The following is a 21792-nucleotide window of genomic DNA, read 5'->3' as shown; positions in this document are numbered from 1 at the left end:
TCTGTTGCCTATGCAGGCAGTGCGGGCCGTCATTTTTAATTATTTTTTGGAAATGGGCATCAAAACGGACTTTCCTGCGTCATATACTTTAAGGAATACAGGCGGCTATCGCGCCGATGCTGTCGTTATTTGTTGTTTCTTTTTAGGTGTGAAGTGATTACAATAGAAATATTGTTTATGTGTCAAAGCAGTTTTCCAGGTTTATTCTACAATTAGAACGACCCGAAATCCCGGAAAGGGGGAACCATATCCTTAAGCAGGGCAGCGCATAGCAGCAAGAAGAGCCCAGTCATGACTGTCTGAAAGTCCAGGCAGGCATTATAAATAGAGCACGGCAATCACGGCAATCATATGTACAATCCACCATAAAGAAGGAATTATAATTATGAAAAAAATAAAAAAACTGAAGAAAAGATACATTGCACTCATTGTAGCCCTGGTCATTGTAGCCGGAGGATTTTTGTTCCAGAAGCCGCTCGCGGTGCTGGCCTTTGACCTCTTTTTGTCGGATCAGGTGGAAACCAAGCTGGCGGAAGAATCCTACCAGCCTTTGGACAATAACGGTACAACTACCACAACGGTTAAACCTGCCCCGGTAGTATACAAAAGCGACCCGTTCTCTTTAATGCTCCTGGGTACAGACCAGCGGGGCAATGAAGTGGCCCGGTCCGATACGATGATCTATGCCGTCATCCGTCCGGAGGATTATAAGATTCTGCTGATCTCAATCCCCCGTGACACGTACACGGAAATTATCGGGCATGGTGACAATAAGAAGGACAAAATCACGCATGCTTATGCTTTTGGCGGCCAGCAAATGGCTAAAGATACCCTGGAAGCACTGCTGGGCCATGATATTCAATATTATGCCACAATTAATTTTCAGGGCCTGAAGGATGCGGTTGACGCTATTGGCGGTGTTCCGCTGCCGATCAAGAAGGATATTGTCAACAAAGGTGCGGATCATGAGAAATTCACCATTAAGGCCAATAAGTCGAATTATAGTGGTGAAGAGGCGCTTAACTACACCCGTTACCGCGAGGATAGCGATTTCAACCGGACTAAACGCCAGCAGGTATTTATCGATGTAGTAGCGAATAAAATGTTATCAATCAGCCAAATCGGCAACATCCCGGAGCTGCTGGATATTATGGGCGATAATTTCAAAACAGACATACAGCCTTCCACGATTATCAGTCTGGCTAAGAAATTCATGGGCGGCAAGGATATGGATATCTCCAGCTTCACGGTGATGGGCGAAGGCGAACGTATCAATGGCGTGTATTACGATATTGTTGATGAAGAGGATCTGAGTGAAGCTAAGGCCATGATCGATAACTGGATGAATGCCAGCACACCAGTGGACCAGCTAATTGAACCAGGCAAAGCAGAGAATGCCCTGGAGCCTGCGGCTACAGCTACAGCCCAGTAAGGGCGGACGTGTACCTTCTGTCCCCCATAAAAACAGCAGCCATTCGCAAGGTTAATGGCTGCTGTTTATTGTCTTCATGGTATAATGAAGTGGAACGAATTGCTGTCTCAGGCGTATAACTACGGTGGGCCTTGCAGCACGGAAGGTAGAGCATCATTCCTTCGGAACTCTTTGAGGAGGATCAAGAGATGAATATTGCGTTTTTTTTACTTCCGAAACAGGAGGTAGCTTGCGTTACACTGGATTCGACGCTGCGCCAGACCTTGGAACGGATGGAGTTTCACCGCTATACCGCAGTGCCGATTCTGAACCGGAACGGGGAATATGCCGGAACAGTTACAGAAGGTGATTTGCTCTGGTACATGAAGGAGTCGGGCGGCGCCGTTACTTTTGAGAATGCTTCCAAATATCTGCTTAAGGATGTACCGCTGCGGATGAATAATCTGCCAGTATCCATTGATGCGGATATGGAGGACTTGATTAACCTGGCCAAAGTACAGAACTTTGTACCTGTAGTTGACGACATGAAACGGTTCATTGGTATTGTACGCCGGAGTCAGATCATCGAATATTGCGAAAAGGTTGTCTCGCGGCAATCCCAGGAATCGTTATAACCTCATCCATATGGCGACAAATGCTTAAGGAACCAAGGCCTGTATTTCCGGCGTAACGGAATGCGGGCCTTTTTTGAAAGGCAAAGGCAGGCACTGTGGACCCCTTCCGGTGTGCCTGTAAAGTCCATGAATCACACCCGGATCTAAGGCTCCGCTATGCGGATGATCCGGGAGGCTGGCGTCCGTGTGGCTCGGAAATATTTATGCTATAATGGAGAATAATGCTTTTTGCCGGAGGTAGAGAGACGTGCCCAATGTGCCGAAGGACCTGGACGTGGCCAAACGCGCCAAGGTAATTGAGTGGTTAAAGACCGAAGTAATCGATCAAGTCTCACGGTTATTCAAAGCGTTGTGGGAAGGCAGTACCGCCCGTGTAGGCGACAGCCTGGCCAGCCTGATTATGAGCTCATATATATTGGGGCGCAGACTTGGTATCCCTTATCGTGAACTGGATGACTTGCTGATGGAGAAGCTGAGAAAGCACAGGCAGGAAGGCCATCAGCTGGAAGAATGGTACCAGGATATATCTGCACTAGAAGAACATATGCGTAAGAGGTGAATACTGTTGAAATTTCGCTGGACATCTGTGGCTTGGAGCATAGCTTATCTGCTGCTGCTGTTATCCCTGTCCACCCCATTACTGCTTATCACGACGCTGTTTATGATTATCCCGGCCATTGTGCTCTTTACGACTCTTAGCACGAAGCAGTTTATTCTGCATATAGTGCCGGTCCTGCTGATTGTGGGCCTGATTACACCGTTTTACGTATTGATAGCTATTTATTTCCTGATACCGGCCCTTGTAATGGGACGCCGGTATAAGAAACGCGCATCAGCGATGTCTACGCTAATTGCCGGTATGGTCGCAGTATTAGGTGAATTCCTGCTGATTCTGTTAATCAGTACTACATTCCTGCAGTTTAACTTGTACGATTATGTATACGATGTTCTGCAGACTTATACGGACTGGCTGGCCACTATGGGGGCAAGCAATCCTCTGCTCTCCGAGATCACCATTTCATCGGATCAGATTGGCATGATGAGCTGGTTGACCATCCAGGCTATTCCGATGACGCTCATCCTTAGCGCATTCATCATAGCTGTCATTACGCATTCCATTGTCCGTCCGATTCTGAACAGCATGGAATACGCGGTGCCAAGACTGAAGCCTGCACGGGAGTGGAGACTGTCCAGAGCCTTCATCTGGTATTATCTGCTTGGCGTAGTGCTCAGCCTGCTCTTCGGCGGTTCGGACAGCGGCTTCATGCTGATGGTCTCGGCCAATCTGCTGCCGCTGCTGCAAATCGCATTCAAGATTCAAACCATCGGTTTCCTCTTCTTCCTCATACATGAACGGAAGTGGAGCAAGATAGTAGCGCTGCTGCTGGCGATACCTGTTATCGTCCTGCCGGGATTCTGGATTATCGGTGTTGTCGATCTGGCGTTTCCGCTGCGGGAGCTTGTGAAGAAATCGAAACGATAGGGTGAGAGCTCATGCCAAAATTTCTGCAAAGACGCTGGCACGGGTATCATACCGTGTGGGCGTTCTTGCTGCTGCTGGTCCTGATTATAGTGGTCAGTATCTATAACTGGGTCCTCGGTGTTTCCAGCCTCTTCCTGGCCGGCACATTGTGTTTCACCATGCTGCAGGCCGAGCTGTCGTTCCGCCGCAACCTTGTAGATTATATTAACGGCCTCTCCTTCCGCATTAAACGGGTGGAAGGAGAGGCTGTAAGTATGCTTCCCTTAGGGATTATCCTGTACAGTGAAGACCGTACAGTGGAGTGGAATAACCGCAATGCCAGCCAGATCTTCTCCCGCAAGACTCTTGTGGGTGAAGATTTGCAGGAGCTGATGCCCGATGTCATTGCTTCTCTGAAGAATATACCGCAGAAGCGCGAACCCGCCAAAGACGGTGCAATGAAGGATCACCGCCAGGAGATCACGGTCGATGACCGTTATTATCAGGTGGTGGTGATTCCAAGTGAACGTCTGCTCTATCTCTACGATATCACTGAGCTGGTGGTCCTGCGTGAGCGGTATGAGGAAGAAAAGCTGGCGATCGGTATTGTAATGATGGACAATCTGGATGAAGCAGCCCAGGGAATGGACGATCAGCAGCGCACGTCGCTGATCGCCAAGGTAGCCAGCGAGATTACGGAGTGGAGCAAGCAGTTTGAAGTCTATCTGCGCCGCCTGTCTTCAGAGCGGTATCTGATGCTGCTGAACCACCGCAGTCTCCAGGCGCTGGAGGAGAGCCGGTTCGTTGTACTCGATGAGGTCCGCGAGATGACGGCTGATCTCAAGGTGCCGATGACGCTCAGCATAGGCCTTGCCTATGGCTCGGAATCGGCCAGCGAGCTCGGAGCTCTTGCCCAGTCGAGTCTGGATATGGCACTGGGCCGGGGTGGAGACCAGGCGGCTGTGAAGGCGGGCCAGCGGCTCTCCTTCTACGGCGGCAAGAGCAATGCTGCAGAGAAACGGACGAGGGTACGGGCGCGGGTGATCGCCCACGCCCTGCGCGATTTGATGCAGGAGAGCGACCGGGTGCTGATTATGGGGCACAGGGTGCCTGATATCGATGCTGTAGGTGCGGCAATCGGCCTGCTCAAGGCCGCGCAGATGTACAATGTGGAAGCCAGTATTGTAATGGAGACGCCGAATCCGTCCATTACCCGCATGATGGAGCAGATCCGTAAGGATGAGGCGCTATACAAGACCTTCATCACGACAGAGCAGGCGCTGCAGGTCATGACGGAGCATACGCTGCTGATTGTTGTAGATACACATAAGGCTTCCATGACAATGGAGCCGCGGCTGGTGCAATACGCCAGCCGGATCGTAGTAGTAGACCATCACCGCCGGGGAGAAGAGTTCATCAATGATGCAGTGCTCGTGTATCTGGAGCCTTACGCATCTTCAACCTGTGAGCTGGTGACCGAGCTGCTGCAGTATATTCACGACAAGATCAAGCTCAGTCCGCTGGAGGCTACCATGCTGCTGGCGGGCATCACGGTGGATACGAAGCATTTCGCGCTGCATACCGGGTCGCGGACCTTCGAGGCAGCCGGATTCCTGAGGCGTGTCGGGGCAGATACGATTCTGATTCAGCGCATGCTGAAGGAGGATCTGCAGGAGTACATCTCCAAGGCGGAGATTATCAAGCATGCGCGGATGGTATATGATCATATCGCGCTGGTGGTTACTGCGCCGGGAATGAAAATCCCACAGCTGCTGATTGCCCAGACGGCGGATACGCTGCTGGGGATGACGAATGTGGTTGCCTCATTCGTGATCAGTGAGCGGCCTGACGGCCTGATCGGCATCAGTGCCCGGTCACTGGGGCGGATGAACGTACAAGTGGTTATGGAGAAGCTGGGGGGCGGCGGACATCTGTCCAATGCGGCTGTACAGCTTGAAGGAACCACTAAGGAAGCAGAAGCCAGACTGCTTGCAGTACTGGCCGAAATTGAATCGAAAGAGGGGCTATTCGAATGAAGGTCATTTTCATCAAGGATGTTAAGGGTCAAGGCAAGAAGGGGCAGGTTAAAGAGGTGTCGGAAGGTTATGCAGCAAACTTCCTGCTGCCGCGGGGACTGGTTCGTCCGGCTACCGACGGCAATGTGAAGACGCTGGAGAACCAGGCGGCAGCGGAACAGCGCCGTAAGGACCAGGAGAAAGAGGAAGCTGTTCAGCTCGGCAAGAAGATTGATGAGCTGACCTTGACGCTGAAGGCCAAAGCGGGCGAAGGCGGGCGTCTGTTCGGAGCAATCACCAGCAAACAGATCGGCGAAACGCTGGCGGCTACGCAGGGAATCGTGATCGACAAGCGCAAAATTGAACTGAGCGATCCGATCCGCCATGTAGGCACGTTCCAGGTAACAGTGAAGCTGCACACTGAAGTAAAGGCTAACCTCACGGTGCAGGTAACGGAGGAGTAGAATGGGTGGAGATCTCTTTTTCGATCGGGTTCCCCCGCAGAATCTAGAGGCAGAACAGGCCGTACTAGGTGCGGTTCTGCTGTCGGATGAAGCGCTTATTACCGCGATGGAGCGGGTGAATACCGAAGACTTCTACGACAAACCGCATCAGATGATATTTGAGGCGATGGTGCAGCTCGGAGAAGAGAGCCAGCCGATTGACCTGATTACATTGACATCCCGGCTCCAGGACAAGGGGGAGCTTGAGGATGTCGGCGGTGTCAGCTATTTGGCTAAGCTGGCGCATGCAGTACCGACTGCGGCCAACGTCGACTATTATGCACAGATTATAGAAGAGAAGGCGATGCTGCGGCGGCTGATCCGTACAGCAACGCAGATTGTCAGCGAAGGTTATACGGGCGGCGAAGATGTAGGCATCATGCTGAGTGATGCCGAGCGGCGGATCCTGGAGATCTCTAACCGCCGCAGCGGCAGCGGGTTCATTGCCATCCGTGATGTGCTGATGCAGGTATTCGACCGGGTGGAGCTGCTCCATCAGAACAAGGGCGGCACTTCGGGGATTCCCTCCGGGTTTGCCGATCTTGACCATATGACGAACGGTTTCCAGCGTAACGACTTAATCATTGTGGCTGCCCGTCCATCCGTAGGGAAGACGGCATTCGCCCTCAATATCGCCCAGAATGTTGCGGTCCGTGCCAAAGAGACCGTAGCGATCTTCAGTCTGGAAATGTCGGCGCCCCAGCTGGTACAGCGTATGATCTGCGCAGAAGCCAATCTGGACGCCAATATTATGCGTACCGGTGATTTCAAAAGCGATGATGACTGGTCCAAGCTGACCATGGGTATCCAGTCGTTGTCCGAGGCTGAAATTTATATCGATGATACACCCGGGGTTACCGTTACAGATATCCGCGCGAAATGCCGCCGGCTGAAGAAGGAAAAAGGTCTCGGCATGATCGTCATCGACTACCTGCAGCTGATCCAGGGCCGCGGCAAGGCCGGAGAGAACCGCCAGCAGGAAGTATCCGAAATCTCCCGTACCCTGAAGCAGATTGCCCGTGAGCTGGATGTTCCGGTTATTGCCCTGTCCCAGCTCAGCCGTGGTGTGGAGCAGCGTCAGGACAAACGGCCGATGATGAGTGACCTTCGTGAATCGGGTTCGATCGAGCAGGATGCCGATATCGTAGCGTTCCTGTACCGTGACGATTACTACAATCAGGATACCGAGAAGAAGAATATTATTGAAATCATCATTGCCAAACAGCGTAACGGTCCGGTAGGCACGGTAGAGCTGGTGTTCCTCAAGAACTTTAACAAGTTCGTCAACTACGAGCGGGCACATGCGGAACCGTTCGCAGGTTAGGCGAATTTCGCACAATACACGAACGATCGCACATCTTCAACTGTGATCGTTCGTTTTTATTTGACTTTAAAAAGTGCCGCTGTTACACTGGTTATTGTGCTTTGGCGGGCTAGCCCGCTCTAGTGTCCGGAGGGCTGCGTACATAAGAAATCCGTACAGAGCCCATATTACAAGTGGAAACAGCTTCGCTGTCCGTATAAAGGGACGGCGGGTTTCAGCGTGGAAATAGAAGGATAATTTATAGCTTAATCATGATAATTTATAGCGTAAGCATATAAATTCTTCTATTGTGAAAAATAATGGTGCTTGCTAGCACCTACGGAGGAATGAACATGTCAACGGTAGTCGTCGTGGGAACACAATGGGGAGACGAAGGCAAAGGAAAGATCACGGATTTTCTGGCAGAGAGTGCAGATGTGGTCGCTCGGTATCAAGGGGGTAACAATGCCGGTCACACGATTCTGATTGACGGGAAGAAGTTCAAGCTCAGCTTGATTCCATCAGGTGTATTTTATAAAGAAAAAACTTGTGTTATCGGCAACGGAATGGTTATCAATCCAGAGGCCCTGATTCAAGAAATTAATTATATTCATGAGAATGGCTTTGATACGAAGAACCTGGTGATCAGCGACCGCGCCCATGTCATTATGCCTTATCATATGCTGCTGGATGCGCTTGAAGAAGACCGCAAAGGTCCGAACAAAATCGGAACAACACGCAAGGGGATTGGACCGTGCTACATGGATAAAGCAGCCCGCAACGGTATCCGGATTGCCGATCTGATGGACGCCGAGGAATTCGAATTGAGACTTCGTCCGTTGATGGAAGAGAAGAATCAGGTTATCACTCAGGTATACGGTGCCCAGCCGCTGGATGTAGAAGAAATTCTGACCAAATATCTGGAGTATGCAGAAGTGCTGCGCGGTTACGTGACGGATACTTCGGTTGTGCTGAATGATGCTATTGATGCAGATTCCAGAGTATTGTTCGAGGGTGCACAGGGTGTAATGCTTGATATTGACCAGGGTACCTATCCGTTCGTTACTTCATCCAATCCTTCCGCAGGCGGTGTCTGCATCGGTTCGGGCGTTGGCCCGTCCAAGATCAAACAGGTTATTGGTGTGGCTAAAGCCTACACTACCCGCGTTGGCGACGGTCCGTTCCCTACAGAACTGAACGATGCCACTGGTGATTATATCCGTGAAACAGGCCACGAGTACGGTACTGTAACCGGCCGCGCACGCCGTGTGGGCTGGTTCGACAGTGTAGTTGTACGTCATGCCCGCCGCGTAAGCGGAATCACGGGTCTGTCCCTGAACTCGCTGGACGTGCTGAGCGGCCTCGAAACCGTCAAGATCTGCACAGGCTACAAGTTCCGCGGAGAGATCATTACGCATTACCCGGCCAGCCTCAAGATGCTCGCGGAATGCGAAGCTGTCTATGAAGAGCTTCCAGGCTGGAGCGAGGATATTACAAGTGCGAAGACTCTAGACGATCTGCCTGCTAACACTCGCAAATATGTGGAACGTGTATCAGAGCTGACAGGTATTCCAATCTCTATCTTCTCCGTAGGCCGTAACCGGGAACAGACAAATCAGGTACTGCCAATCTATATCTAGATTGAAGCAGAATGAATATGAATTACAGGAGCAGGGGCCTCGGAGGAGGCTCCTGTTTTTGTATTTTGGCAGCTGCTAAGCGGCTTTTCTAGGGATAACAGAGGTTTCCCGGGCCGGGTTCTAGTCAATACTGGGAGAATAGGATCACCAAGGACTGATTCTCCGGAGTTGAATAGAGCAGGGCATAAGGGAGCGATGATGATGAAACTAATGAAACGGACGCTTGGCATATGTATGATTGTTGTACTGGCCAGCGGGTTGTCCATGCTGACGACTGCGTATGTGGTCAATACGTATATCCAGTCAGTGCTGGCAGGCTTTGATATTAAGGTAGACGGGCCTGAGCCGGGTATGCTTGGCTTCGTGAAGAGTCTGACGGGGATGGGAAGCAGCAGTTCCTCGTCTACGGATACTAAGGATACTAAGGATACAATTAAAGAGGCAGACTCAAGCAAGGTGGACGGAGAAAAAGGAACTGGCGGAGATTCTCCCGCGAGTGAAACCGGGGATACGGTGGACGAAACGGTGCCTGAGGATGCGCTGCCTGTAATGGGACAAGCGGCGGCCGGAGAAGAACAGAGTGACCGTGCACTGGATCAGGAGCTGGTGATGACGCCGGGTGCACTAAACGACTTGAAGGAGAATATTCCCGCCGATGAGAAATCCAATATTTTCAATATTCTGATGAATAAGCTCCCGCAGGAGGAAATGCTAAAGATTTCCTCGGCTATGGAAGACGGGTTGACAGAGAGTGAGGTAAAGGAACTGCAGGAGATCATTGCGAGGTATGTGGATGAGGAGGAATATGAGTCCTTAATGAAAATGCTTACACCTGATTCTGTACCCTCCACGCAAAATTAATAAATGTCACTTTTTGGACACGGTATATCTGTTTAAAACGCATATTTTGGGATTAAACCCGCGATTTTCGCGGGTTTTGTTGTGTGAAGAAAGTTGAAATTTTTCTTCAGGCTATGGTACAGTAAAAAAGGACTATGAGGGGTTAATATTTTGTAACCTTTTCCGGGCCCAAAAAAGCAGCAATATTCATACTCATGCAAACAGATAAATAGATGACGTACAACATATAAAAGGGGCTCTAAAAATAAGTTTATCCGCTAAGGCGGACCGTATGGGCGGACTGAAAGGGAGAGTTTCATGAAAGGTTTTAAGTTTATGCGCCGGATGGGGAAACTGCGGAACAGCGAAGAAACATCCGCAGGGTCCGGTGCAGCAGGTCAACAGGGCAATAGCACTGCCAGCGAACTCCGGGTCTTTCAGCCGGAAACCAAACCACGCAGACTCCGGCGTTCATGGATAGTGGCTACTGCCGGTCTGGTTCTTCTGACTACCTTCTTAATCGGAGCGGAGAAGAAACATGTTGCGGCGAATACAGTAACCTACTACAAGGTGCTGGTGAAAGGCGAAGAGATCGGAACTTTAAGTCAGGATTCGGATCTTAACAAGCTGTTTGAAGCGAAGAGACGGGAATATCAGCTTAAGTATCCGGATTCCGTCATGGTGCTGCAAACCAGCGGTATCACGACAGAGGCAGCCGAGGCGTACAAACCGGAGATCGACAGCGAAGCTACACTGGACAAGCTGGATGGCATGCTCAAAGCCTATGCGGTAGGCGTGGAATTGACGGTTGATGGCAAACCGCTCGGGATCGTGAAGGATCAGGAGACGGCAGCCGCGGTACTCGAGGCCGTGAAGGCGCATTATATTCCGCAGGCTGCAGCCACTGGCGCGAAGCTGATGAAGACGGCGGCCAAGACGACAGCAGCAGCATCAGCTAAGGCAGACCAAGTGGAATCGGCGGCCATCCGCGAGGAAGTCAGCATTGTTCCGGTCAAGGCAGACCCCAACAAGGTGCTTAGTGTAGAGGAAGCCGTGAAGGTGCTGACCGAAGGCAAGGAAGAGCCGCTGGTCTACTCGGTTCAGGAAGGAGACACGGTCTCTGCCATCGCTTCCAGATTCCAGATTACCCAGGCCGATATCTTCCGCAACAATCCTGCCGTCAAGGAACTTAGCCTGCAGATCGGGGATCAGTTGCAACTGACGGTTCCCCAGCCTGATCTTACGGTCGTGACTGTGGAGCAGGTAACTGAACAAGTAGTTACAGAGCCTGAAGTCATTGTACGCAAAAGCGATCAGCTGGCGGCAGGCAAGAGAAAGGTGGTCCGTGCCGGTCAGACGGGACTCAAGACGATGCAATACAGGCTGACCAAAGAAAATGGACTGGTTGTCAAAGAAGAATGGCTCGGACAGACGGTTGTGAAGGCTTCGCTGCCTGAAGTGGTCTATTCTGGTACAAAGGTTGTAGGTGAAGGAACGGGAATGTTCGCCTGGCCGGTTACCGGAGCTACGATATCCAGCAGTTACGGCGAGCGTTGGGGACGTGCACATAAGGGACTGGATATTGTATCCGGCAACCGTACAATCAAAGCCGCTGATGCCGGTACGGTAAGCTTTGCCGGTGTGCAGAGCGGATACGGTAATGTGGTTATCGTCAATCACAACAATGGATACGTTACTTACTACGGACATTTAAGCAGAATCTCCGTCTCCGTCGGCCAGAAGCTTGGACAGGGCAGCCAAATAGGCATTATGGGCAACACCGGCCGCTCAACCGGAACACATCTGCACTTCGAAATCCGCAAGAATGGAACAGCGGTCAACCCTATGAAATATCTGAAATAATATATATATTTTAAGCTCCGCTTATAGAATGACCAGCCGTCCGGATAATTTCGGGCGGTTTTTATTTAGTTAGATGTGACGCCCGTACAGGTATGTTAAAATAAAGGAATCAAGGACCTGAGTATCGTTAGAAAGGTGAAGCTGAGCATATGCAAATGGGCACGATTCTGGTAGTGGATGATGAACAACCTATTGCTGATATATTGAAATTCAATCTGGAAAAAGAGGGCTATGAGGTTATCTGTGCGTTTGACGGCAACAGTGCGGTTGAGCTGGCCCTGTCCAGACGCCCCGACCTGATGCTGCTAGACCTGATGCTGCCCGGCAAGGACGGGATGGACGTGTGCCGTGAGGTGCGCTCTGCACATCTGGATATTCCGATCATCATGCTGACCGCCAAGGACGGAGAAATTGATAAAGTGCTGGGCCTGGAGCTGGGCGCCGATGACTATGTAACTAAGCCGTTCAGTACGCGTGAGCTGCTGGCCAGAGTCAAAGCCCAGATGCGCCGCCAGCATAAGCCGGCCTTATCCGAAACGCCGAACGAAAGCGTGGAGAGCAAGCAGGGTGTATATCATTTCGGCTTATTCATCGATACGGATATGTATTTGGTCTACAAAGACGGCGAGCCGCTGGATCTGACGCACCGTGAATACGAACTGCTGTATTATATGATTCGCCATGCCGGTAAAGTAATGACCCGGGAGCATCTGCTGCAGGCCGTTTGGGGCTTCGAATATTTCGGTGATGTGCGGACTGTGGATGTAACGATCCGCCGGCTCAGAGAAAAAATTGAGGAGAATCCCAGCAAGCCGGAATATATATTCACACGGCGCGGACTCGGTTATTTGATGCATAGCCCCAAAAGCGGAGGGCTGTGATGAAAGCACTGTCCTTTTTCCGGACGATTCAGGCCAGGCTTATCGTAATTTATGTGCTGCTGATTCTGATTGCGATGCAGCTGATCGGCGTATACTTTGTCAGCTCCATGAAGAATTCCCTGACCGATAATTTCACCAAGGACCTGAAGGCGCGTGCAGAGATGCTCTCGATCCTTACCGCCGACAAGTTCGGGAGTGAGACGGGCACGGCAGATGAAGAATCTGCTGTGGAAAGCCTGCGGGGCATGGTGAACAATCTGTATATTAACGGCGCAGAAATCCAGGTGCTGGATGCGAGCGGCAAGATTATTACCACCTCTGTTCCTTCACAGAATGATTATGTGGGCCGGCGCAATACGCAGACGGTTGTCAGCCGTGCCTTGCAGGGTATCAGTGACAACGAGGAATATATCATTGCGGATGACAACGTGCGCAAGAAGGTTGTAGCCAAGCCGGTGATTTCCGGTGATAAGGTCGTAGGGGCAATCTATATCGCCGCAGATATGAAGGATCTATATGCCACCATGAGCCGGATTAACAGCGTATTCCTCTCGGGTCTGCTGCTGGCGCTCGCGCTGACAGCGGTGCTGGGGGTTATACTCGCGCATACGATTACCCATCCGATAAAAGAAATGACCAAGCATGCCACTGCGGTGGCAGAAGGCCGCTTCAACCGGAAGGTCCCCGTATTCGGCAACGATGAGATTGGCCAGCTGAGCCAGGCATTCAACTATATGACGGACAGACTGCGCGAAGCGCTGTCGCAGAATGAAGAGGAGAAGGAGAAGCTGTCCTCCATCCTCGCGAATATGAGTGATGGTGTGGTAGCGACAGATGAGAGCGGCGCAGTCATTCTGATGAACACCCGCGCCGCCCTGATGCTTGGAGCGGAAGGGCCGCTTCCGGAGGGAGCGCCGCTCGATGAGCTGCTCGGCCTTGACCATGAGCAGTCCGGATCGCTGGCCCAGGGCAATGCGCAGTCGGCAATGCTGCATCTGTCTCCGATGGGCGGAGAGGACCCGAATATCGTGCGGGTCACCTTCACCCCGATCCACCGGCGCGATGGCGGCCGGATCGCCGGGACGATTGCGGTGCTGCAGGATGTCACCGAGCAAGAGAATCTCGAGGAGTCGCGCCGTGAGTTCGTAGCGAATGTATCGCATGAGCTGCGGACGCCGCTCACCACCATTAAGAGCTATGCGGAGGCGCTGGATGACGGTGCGCTGGATGATCCGCAGCTTGCCGTGCGGTTCGTCGGGGTTATCCGCAACGAAACGGAGCGGATGATCCGCCTGGTCACCGATCTGCTGCATCTGTCACGCTTGGATTCGAAGGAGTCCAGTCTGCGTATTCAGCAGACAGATATCTCCGAGATGCTGGAGGATGTGGCGGACCGCTTCTCCTTCCAGATCCGCCAGAAGCGGATTCATATCAGCACGAGAGTGCATAAGGAGGTAGCCGCTGCCTGGCTGGACCGCGATCAGATTGATCAGGTGCTGGGCAACCTGGTCTCCAATGCCTTGAAATATACGCCTGAAGGCGGGACGATCCGGCTTGAAGCCCATAAGACTGAGGACGGCATGCTGGCCGTTTCTGTACGCGATTCCGGGATCGGAATTCCGAAGAAAGATATTGAACGCATCTTCGAACGCTTTTACCGGGTCGATAAAGCCCGCTCCCGGAACATGGGCGGAACGGGTCTCGGGCTGTCCATTGCCCGGGAAATTGTCAAAGCGCACGGCGGCTCCATTTCCCTGCAGTCTGAGTTGAATGAAGGCTCTCTGGTAACGTTCACGCTGCCTTTGATGAAGCATAGGGGGAGTGAGGCGTGAAGGAGAAAATCAAGTCATGGATGCTGTTCCTGCTTATACTCGGAAGCCTTGTGGAGAGCTATTACTTAATTTACAGGCTGCCGGGTAGTGATTCGGCGGTATTGTCGGAGAGCCAATATGTGAAGACCGATATTATGGGACCTAAAGAGAAGGTAGAGAACCTGCTCTACCCGGATAAAATGATCATTCATATGGGAGAGGACAAGCACACGCTTTTCTATCCCAGCTCAACCTTCTATAATCTGATTCTGAACCGGCTGAAGGGGCGCAGCTTCGAGAGCTTCCAGCGCCGCTCCGTGCAGGATTTCGACTGGAATAAGATCCGCAGTGAGAATTCTGGCATTGAGCTGTCCTTCGGGGCAGGCATTCCGGTAACGCTGCTGCAGCGGGTGATGCAGATCTCGCCGGATTCGCTGTTTGAAGGAGAGAGCATCGACCGGATCTGGATTTACAATATCAAAAATGATTCCAAAGCGCATGCCATCTTCTTCAGCACACGCGGTGATATTGTATATGAGGCGGCCAAAGCAGACCTGACGGTTCAGGATGTGCAGCAGCATGTGGATTTCGGCAAGAATCTGACGCCTTATACCGCTGTGAACGGCGAGTATTATGTTCCGGAAGCAGCAATTCCGCTGGTTGAGGTAGTGATGCCTTCGGGTATGTATACCATTGAGCAAATGCAGAGCAATCTGTTCTTCGATGCAGGCAGCACAAGATATATTCCTGAGAAGGACGGCTCCAAAATCTACACCGACAGCAAACGCAGCCTGCAGGTGGACCAGGAGCAGAACTGGATGAGCTATAGTGATCCTGCAGCACCTCCGGACGGGGACAGCACACCGGCGAAGGATGCGCTGGAGGCGGTGGAATTCGTCAATAACCATGGCGGCTGGAACGGAACCTACAGGCTGGCTGCGACAGAAGAAGGCCGGCAGGACCGCAAGGTGTCCTTTCAGCAATATTACGGTGCCTATCCATCTGGCTCCTATCCGATTATGAGTAATCCTCAGCTCCAGTACGGTGTGATCCATCTGGAGCTGCAGCAGGGGACCGTATCCTCTTATGAGCGCTCCCTGATGTATATGGATGAAGAGAAGTCCGAGAAAACAATCGTTGAGCTGTCCGGGGGTGAAGCGCTGAAGCAGCGGCTGGCCCGGATCGGCAGCTCCTTGCGGGTTACCGATCTGACGCCCGCCTATATGCCTACGCTGACTGAGGAGAAGCTACAGCTTCGTCCGGTCTGGCGGGTGACGCTCAGTGACGGCAGTATGCTGACGCTGAATTAGATTAGAGGAAAGCAAAGCTGATTTAACAAAAGGCGTTGAGGATCGAAGGGGGATTTTGGAACTGCAGGAGCGGTAGCGACCGCCTTCGTCTGCGGATTTCCACCGCGAAAAGCGGTTGAATTAAAGAAATCTGTAGACGGGCAGCGGCCGGAAGTCCAAATATTCACCGTAGTGATGTCTTAGCCTTACGTTGTTATCTGAGGAGGAAACGGTATGGACTGGGGAAGAGCCAAAAGTGTATTAATCTACGCCTTTCTGGTGCTGAATCTGCTGCTATGCTATCAGCTATGGATAGACGTGCGCGATCAGGTTAGCGCGGGGCTTGATTTCACTTCCCTGTCCGCAGAAACGCAGGCGGTGATGGAGGAGAAGGGCATCCGGCTGCTGTGTCCGATTCCGGCTGCCACTCCGCAGCTGCCGGATATCACGTACCGCTACTCCGGAGAAGAGCAGAATGAAGTGCCGGTGAAGCTTAATGAGCCGATCGACAGCAAGTTGATGTATTCCTCGTTCTCCGAGCTGAGCGGTCTGCTGGAGAGCCAGATAACAGATATCGCGAATTACCGCTTTGATTCACAGGAGAGCGAGGTGGGCAAGTTCGTGCTTCATCCGCTGGTGGACAATAAGTGGTCGCTGTTCAGGGTAAGGCTGGAGCTGATCAACAGCGATCAGAAGATTGTGGCGTACCGCTGGCCGCAGATTGAGATCGGTGCAAGCCGGAGTGATAATCTGCAAAAGGTACTTCCGGCCTCACAGGCGCTAAGCAGCCTGATCGAGAAGTATTTTCCGGCCGATTCTGCGGTGAAGGAGATTGAGCTTGGCTATTACGGCGAATTGTTCAATTCCGAGAGTCAGGTGGCTTCGCCGATGTGGCGGTTTATGCTGGAGAACGGCAGTGCCTATTACGTGGATGCGATAAGTGCGGACATTATCAGTCCCAAGACAACAGAGTAGAAGGAGCAGGAGAGATATGGGGATTTCATTTACAGTACTGTCCAGCGGTTCTACCGGGAATGTGACGGTGGTGCGGAACGGTGAGACCACGCTTATGATCGATGCGGGCCTTAGCGCCAAACGGATAGATGAGCTGCTGGCGATGCGTGAGCTGACAGGAGCAGAGTTAGACGGGATTCTTGTGACCCATGAGCATTCTGATCATATTAAAGGGCTGGGGGCGATGGCGCGCAAATATGATCTTCCGATCTATGCGAATACCAATACCTGGGGAGCGATAGAGAAGGGGATTGGGAAGATTGCCGAGCATAACCGGGTCATTATGGAAACCGGCCAGCACCGGGATTTCGGCAGTATGCGGGTAGAGTCGTTCGCGATTTCCCATGATGCAGCGGAACCGGTAGCCTACAATTTCTATGACGGCAAAGAGAAGCTGTGCGTAGCCACAGACCTCGGGTATGTCAGCGACAAGGTAAGGACGGCAATATCGGATGCCGATGTGCTCGTGCTGGAATCGAATCATGATATTGAGATGCTGCGGATGGGACGTTACCCGTGGAATACGAAGCGGCGGATTCTTGGCGATCTGGGGCATCTGTCGAATGAGGCGGCGGGAGCAGCGCTCAGCGAGATTCTGACGGGGCGGACCAAACGCACCTATCTGGCTCATTTGAGCAGAGACCACAACATGATGGATCTGGCAAAAATGTCTGTACGCGGGGCAATGGAGGACCGGGGCTGCTTCTTCAAAGACAGCGAGTTCAGGCTCTGTGACACCTACTATGACCGGCCTACGCCATGGGATAAGGTGAGCCAGTCATAAGGCGGTCCACTTCAGTGATTTTGTGCTCCAGCTCCTGGCGGGAGAACAGCCCTTTGTCAATCAGCAGCTCGATCATCGCACTTTGGACAAGAATCAGGTGGTAGTGTTCATCCTTAAGATCACCCAGCTTGCCGATAAACTGTACCAGATCCATACTTGTTGAGAATGACTCCATAGTCCGGCCCTCCTTTTGAAATGGATTGTAGCGGGAATGTAAAAAATTCGCATCTTTTTTAACACAGAAAAAATGTGGGCGGCGGTGCTGCCTGTGATACAATCATATAGACCGTTCCTTTAAAGTTATGAGCTGTTGCCGCTTCTAATTCTAGTGTAGTCTTTTAGGTTGCAAAATATTCCGGATACAAGCTTATAAACTTTTTAGTAGGTTGCAAGAATAGGAGAGCCCCCTTACGCTTAGAACCCACAGGAATGTGGTGAATGAATCAAGTGAAACCTTTTAGCACTTTGTGAAGTCTAAGAGATATAGCGGTTAAGCTCGGGCGTGGTTGCTTGGCGTTCAGGTCTTGAATGCGGTGGCAATAGAGGGGAGAGGATTTAACGTGGGATTGTTTGATGATGATTTCTATTCAACCAAGGTGTCGCGGCGCAGAGCCGGCAAACAGGGTACCTCCAAAGGATACGCCGAAGGGAAATGGTCTGTCCGCAGATCACGGCGTTCGCTGGCAACATGGCAGGTATCGCTGATCAGCTCCGTATGCAGTGCGGTTGTGGCTGTATTGCTGTTCAGTCTGGTGACGGGACAGTTCACCGAGGAGAAAGCACAGGCCCCGGCAGTCATTGACAAGGTGGCTGTGAGCAGTGCGGATCCGTTTGACCGGATTATTCAGGCTGCTGCGCTTGTCCGCCCGGCGGCAGTAAGCATCATTAATCATAAGGAAGACAACAAGGAACTTAATATTCTCGATGAGTCTGCATTAGGATCGGGAGTTATCTATAAAAAAGATGAAGATAAGGCATATATCATTACCAATAATCATGTGATTGAAGGCTCCAGCAAGCTGGAGGTTGTTACCGTGGATGGTGTGACCCGCAAGGCAGAGCTGGTCGGCGCCGACAAGGTGAGTGATATCGCAGTGCTCTCCATTGATTCCAAAGGTATCCACACGGTTGCGCAGATCGGGGATTCCTCCAAACTGCGTCTGGGTGAGACGGTCATTGCGATCGGCAACCCGCTGGGCCTCGGCGATACGCTGACCTCTGGCATTGTGAGCAATACAGAGCGGACGATCCCGGTATCTCTGAACCAGGATGGGGTATACGACTGGGAGCAGGAGGTTATCCAGACCGATGCTGCCATTAATGAAGGCAACAGCGGGGGCGCACTGGTTGACCTGGACGGCAAAGTGATCGGCATCAACACGATGAAGATCTCGGATACAGGTGTGGAGGGGCTGGGATTCGCGATTCCTGCCAACCATGTAATGGAGACAGCGGATGAGCTTGCGGCTAACGGGAAAATTGCCCGTTCCTACCTGGGCGTGTACTCTGTAGATTTGAATAATCCGTATGTACCGCTTGCTGAAGACCAGCGCAAAGAGCTTAACCTTCCAACAACGGTAACCGACGGGGTTGTAGTATTGGATGCAGTGGGTCCGGCTAAGGATGCAGGCCTGCAATTCAATGATGTAATTACCAAGTTTGATGATAAATCGATTACATCCACCTTGTCCCTGCGCAAATATCTGTACGACCATACCAAGATCGGCGATGATCTGCAAATTACATTTTACCGCAATGGTGAAGTGAAGCAGGTGACGGTACAACTTCTTGAGAAACCCGAGGAATAAAACCGGAAGCCGCCGTATATAATAATAAGGCAGTCAGGATAACGGAAACGGTTCAAGCCGTCCTTTTATGCAAAATTTAAGAGGACGGAGCCCGTTTCAAGTCCAAAATAATGGGGTAAACAATGATATCAGCTATAAATATTACTATTTAGACCAACTGGTAACCCTTACATTGGGAAGAAGACCTTATAAGGGAAAAAACGGAGAAATTCGGATAGGACAGCTTGCCTTTGTTAATAAGGTGTGGTAACATGAAATTATTCATACAATTGATACCTAATTCTCGCATTGAAAAGGGCTGTCAAATGAATCACAACCTTTCTCAATGTGTGAATTTTTTCTTTGTCTGAAGATAAAAAGAACATATTAATTTAAATTTGTGGAGGTAACACACATGCAAACAGGTACAGTTAAATGGTTCAACGCAGAAAAAGGATTCGGTTTCATCGAAGTTGAAGGCGGAAGCGACGTATTCGTTCACTTCAGCGCAATCACTGGCGACGGCTTCAAAACTTTGGACGAAGGCCAACGCGTTGAATTCAACGTTGTTCAAGGCAACCGCGGACCACAAGCCGAAAACGTTGTAAAACTGTAATTAATAGAAGGTGCCGTCCCCGCTTGTGAAAGTTGGGACGGTCTTTTTTTATCGTTACTCAGCTTGTAACATAAAGGAAGGGAGGAACGGCAATGAACTACCGGAAGAAGCCTTTGGAGGAAGTACCGGAAGAAAATACCGCAATATGGGCCTGTACCAACGATGGATGTAACGGATGGATGAGGGATAATTTCGCATTTGAGCATGCGCCTTCTTGCCGTCTCTGTCATTCCCCGATGGTTCGTAGCATGAAGATGCTGCCGCAATTGCTTAATTCGAATGGCGATCTCAAATCGCTTAAGAAAGGTATTTCCATTACCTAAACCAATGCCTTTATGAACCAAGACAACTATAAATGATGGACAAATCCAAGACGGTGAAACCGTCTTATTTTTTTTGCTTTCTTTATGTAATATTGTGATATTTGTCACAAATTTATTGAATTTCATGCTCAAACAGGGTGTATAATGTGATAATTATCACACTTTAGGCCCTAAAAATTTGACAGAATAGACATATCGAATGGGGAGAAGGAAGGGGAGAAATATGGATACAGTAATGCTGTCGCGTATACAATTTGCGTCGACGACGATTTTTCATTATTTCTTTGTGCCGGTATCAATCGGACTAGCGCTCTTAATTGCTATTATGGAGACCATGTACGTTAGAAAAGGCAATGAAGAGTACAAAAGAATGGCGCAATTCTGGGGAAAGCTGTTCCTCATTAACTTCGCAGTAGGCGTAGTGACAGGGATATTGCAGGAGTTCCAGTTCGGAATGAACTGGTCTGACTATTCGCGCTTCGTCGGTGATGTTTTTGGAGCCCCGCTAGCTATTGAAGCCTTGTTGGCATTCTTCCTGGAGTCCACGTTCATCGGAATCTGGATCTTCGGCTGGGATAAAGTATCCAAGCGTATTCATCTATTATCGATCTGGCTGGTAGCCTTCGGAACGATGCTCTCGGCATTCTGGATTCTGGCCGCCAACTCGTTCATGCAGCATCCGGTAGGTTTCCAGATCAACAACGGACGGGCTGAAATGAATGATATCTTCGCACTGATTACAAACGGTCAGCTGCTGGTGGAGTTCCCGCATACAGTGCTTGCCGCATACGCTACAGGCGCATTCCTGGTAACGGGGATCAGTGCTTATAAATTGCTTAAGAAGCAGGACGTGGCCTTTTTCCGTAAATCGTTCGAGATCGCGGCCATTGTCGGTATTATCTCTTCATTTGGCGTAGCTGTTGCCGGACATGCCCAAGCGCAGTATCTGGTTGAAACACAGCCCATGAAGATGGCTGCTTCTGAAGGGCTATGGGGTGAGAGCGGCGACCCGGCACCTTGGACAGTCTTTGCTAATATCGATACAGAGAATCAGACCAGCAGCGGAGAGGTGCAGATTCCGTATCTGCTCAGCTTCCTGTCTTACAGTAAATTCTCCGGTGAGGTTAAGGGTATGCTTGAGCTCCAGAAGGAGTACGAATTAGCGTATGGACCTGGAGATTATATCCCTCCTGTCAAAACAACCTTCTGGAGCTTCCGGATCATGGTTGCGGCAGGCTCGCTAATGATTGCACTTGGCGTGTATGCCATCTACCTCATGTGGCGCAAGAAGATGGACAAACCGAATACCTGGTTCATGCGGTTCATGTTCTGGGGGCTGCTGCTTCCGCCGATTGCCAACACGTCAGGCTGGATTATGACGGAGATCGGGCGTCAGCCATGGACAGTATTCGGACTTATGACTACGGAAGACAGTGTATCACCTAATATTACAAGCGGACAGGTGCTGTTCTCGGTGATTTCGTTTACCGCAATCTATGCCATACTGGGTGCGGTAATGATCGGCCTGTTCATCAAGGTTATCAAAAAAGGTCCTTATGCTATGGATAACGAACACGGTGAATCCCACGATCCGTATAACAAGGAGGGCTAACCC

General features: G+C 51.0%; 20 protein-coding genes. 19 read left to right on the top strand and 1 reads right to left on the bottom strand.

Translation table 11 applies throughout. From position 1 onward, the window contains the following. Window positions 1-385: 385 nt before the first annotated feature. From NSU01_RS35435 to NSU01_RS35365, 15 genes are all read left to right on the top strand, one after another. Complete coding sequence (locus NSU01_RS35435; protein WP_076243736.1) at window positions 386-1432, top strand: LCP family protein; 1047 nt, start codon at window positions 386-388, stop codon at window positions 1430-1432. Between the two features lie 188 nt (window positions 1433-1620). Further along, window positions 1621-2046, top strand: coding sequence for a CBS domain-containing protein (locus tag NSU01_RS35430; protein WP_039295831.1), 426 nt, complete (start codon window positions 1621-1623; stop codon window positions 2044-2046). Between the two features lie 256 nt (window positions 2047-2302). Next, window positions 2303-2605 carry a MazG-like family protein gene (locus tag NSU01_RS35425; protein WP_171717780.1) on the top strand — a complete coding sequence of 101 codons (303 nt, stop codon included), beginning with the start codon at window positions 2303-2305 and terminating at the stop codon, window positions 2603-2605. A 6-nt stretch (window positions 2606-2611) separates the two neighbouring features. After that, window positions 2612-3529 (top strand): DUF2232 domain-containing protein, encoded by a 918-nt coding sequence (locus NSU01_RS35420; RefSeq protein ID WP_076243735.1) that lies wholly within the window; start codon window positions 2612-2614, stop codon window positions 3527-3529. Between the two features lie 11 nt (window positions 3530-3540). Further along, window positions 3541-5544, top strand: a complete 2004-nt coding sequence (locus tag NSU01_RS35415) for a DHH family phosphoesterase (protein ID WP_076243734.1) — start codon at window positions 3541-3543, stop codon at window positions 5542-5544. Next, on the top strand, window positions 5541-5987 hold the full coding sequence (gene rplI / locus NSU01_RS35410; RefSeq protein ID WP_039295840.1) for a 50S ribosomal protein L9: 447 nt from the start codon (window positions 5541-5543) through the stop codon (window positions 5985-5987). Before NSU01_RS35415 ends, rplI begins: the two co-directional genes overlap by 4 nt. Before the next feature lies 1 nt (window position 5988). Continuing rightward, window positions 5989-7350 (top strand): replicative DNA helicase, encoded by a 1362-nt coding sequence (gene dnaB / locus NSU01_RS35405; RefSeq protein WP_042140590.1) that lies wholly within the window; start codon window positions 5989-5991, stop codon window positions 7348-7350. 332 nt (window positions 7351-7682) lie between these two features. Further along, window positions 7683-8969 carry an adenylosuccinate synthase gene (locus NSU01_RS35400; protein ID WP_039295846.1) on the top strand — a complete coding sequence of 429 codons (1287 nt, stop codon included), beginning with the start codon at window positions 7683-7685 and terminating at the stop codon, window positions 8967-8969. Between the two features lie 195 nt (window positions 8970-9164). Then, the gene (locus NSU01_RS35395) at window positions 9165-9830 is read left to right on the top strand and encodes a hypothetical protein (RefSeq protein ID WP_339302389.1); all 666 of its coding nucleotides are present in this window, start codon (window positions 9165-9167) and stop codon (window positions 9828-9830) included. 297 nt (window positions 9831-10127) lie between these two features. Then, entirely contained in the window at window positions 10128-11672 is a 1545-nt protein-coding gene (locus NSU01_RS35390) for a M23 family metallopeptidase (RefSeq protein WP_076243732.1), read from the top strand. A gap of 149 nt (window positions 11673-11821) precedes the next feature. Next, window positions 11822-12553 carry a response regulator YycF gene (gene yycF / locus NSU01_RS35385; RefSeq protein ID WP_039295853.1) on the top strand — a complete coding sequence of 244 codons (732 nt, stop codon included), beginning with the start codon at window positions 11822-11824 and terminating at the stop codon, window positions 12551-12553. Continuing rightward, complete coding sequence (gene walK, locus NSU01_RS35380; RefSeq protein ID WP_042140586.1) at window positions 12553-14385, top strand: cell wall metabolism sensor histidine kinase WalK; 1833 nt, start codon at window positions 12553-12555, stop codon at window positions 14383-14385. The genes yycF and walK overlap by 1 nt, the downstream gene beginning before the upstream one ends. Beyond that, entirely contained in the window at window positions 14382-15674 is a 1293-nt protein-coding gene (gene yycH / locus NSU01_RS35375) for a two-component system activity regulator YycH (RefSeq protein ID WP_076243731.1), read from the top strand. The genes walK and yycH overlap by 4 nt, the downstream gene beginning before the upstream one ends. A 213-nt stretch (window positions 15675-15887) precedes the next feature. Beyond that, window positions 15888-16628 (top strand): two-component system regulatory protein YycI, encoded by a 741-nt coding sequence (yycI, locus tag NSU01_RS35370; protein ID WP_076243730.1) that lies wholly within the window; start codon window positions 15888-15890, stop codon window positions 16626-16628. 16 nt (window positions 16629-16644) lie between these two features. Continuing rightward, window positions 16645-17451 carry an MBL fold metallo-hydrolase gene (locus tag NSU01_RS35365; protein WP_076243729.1) on the top strand — a complete coding sequence of 269 codons (807 nt, stop codon included), beginning with the start codon at window positions 16645-16647 and terminating at the stop codon, window positions 17449-17451. Here NSU01_RS35365 and NSU01_RS35360 read toward each other — a convergent pair. Then, a complete protein-coding gene (locus NSU01_RS35360; protein ID WP_039295868.1) occupies window positions 17420-17626 on the bottom strand; it encodes a hypothetical protein in 207 nt (68 codons plus the stop codon). The two genes, NSU01_RS35365 and NSU01_RS35360, sit on opposite strands and share 32 nt — an antisense overlap. 385 nt (window positions 17627-18011) lie before the next feature. On the opposite strand from NSU01_RS35360, the gene NSU01_RS35355 reads away from it, so the two are divergent. From NSU01_RS35355 to NSU01_RS35340, 4 genes are all read left to right on the top strand, one after another. Next, the gene (locus NSU01_RS35355) at window positions 18012-19259 is read left to right on the top strand and encodes a trypsin-like peptidase domain-containing protein (RefSeq protein ID WP_076243728.1); all 1248 of its coding nucleotides are present in this window, start codon (window positions 18012-18014) and stop codon (window positions 19257-19259) included. A 394-nt stretch (window positions 19260-19653) separates the two neighbouring features. Next, window positions 19654-19854, top strand: a complete 201-nt coding sequence (locus NSU01_RS35350) for a cold-shock protein (RefSeq protein WP_019914582.1) — start codon at window positions 19654-19656, stop codon at window positions 19852-19854. Between the two features lie 92 nt (window positions 19855-19946). Beyond that, window positions 19947-20177 (top strand): cold-shock protein, encoded by a 231-nt coding sequence (locus tag NSU01_RS35345; RefSeq protein WP_039295880.1) that lies wholly within the window; start codon window positions 19947-19949, stop codon window positions 20175-20177. A 223-nt stretch (window positions 20178-20400) separates the two neighbouring features. Beyond that, complete coding sequence (locus tag NSU01_RS35340; protein ID WP_076243727.1) at window positions 20401-21789, top strand: cytochrome ubiquinol oxidase subunit I; 1389 nt, start codon at window positions 20401-20403, stop codon at window positions 21787-21789. The last annotated feature ends 3 nt before the right edge of the window (window positions 21790-21792 follow it).

Source organism: Paenibacillus sp. FSL H8-0259, assembly GCF_037963255.1.
In the GTDB taxonomy this organism is placed as follows: domain Bacteria; phylum Bacillota; class Bacilli; order Paenibacillales; family Paenibacillaceae; genus Paenibacillus_AQ; species Paenibacillus_AQ phytohabitans.
Note: the sequence above shows the minus strand (reverse complement) of the source record. Positions and strands in the feature narration are given on the sequence as shown.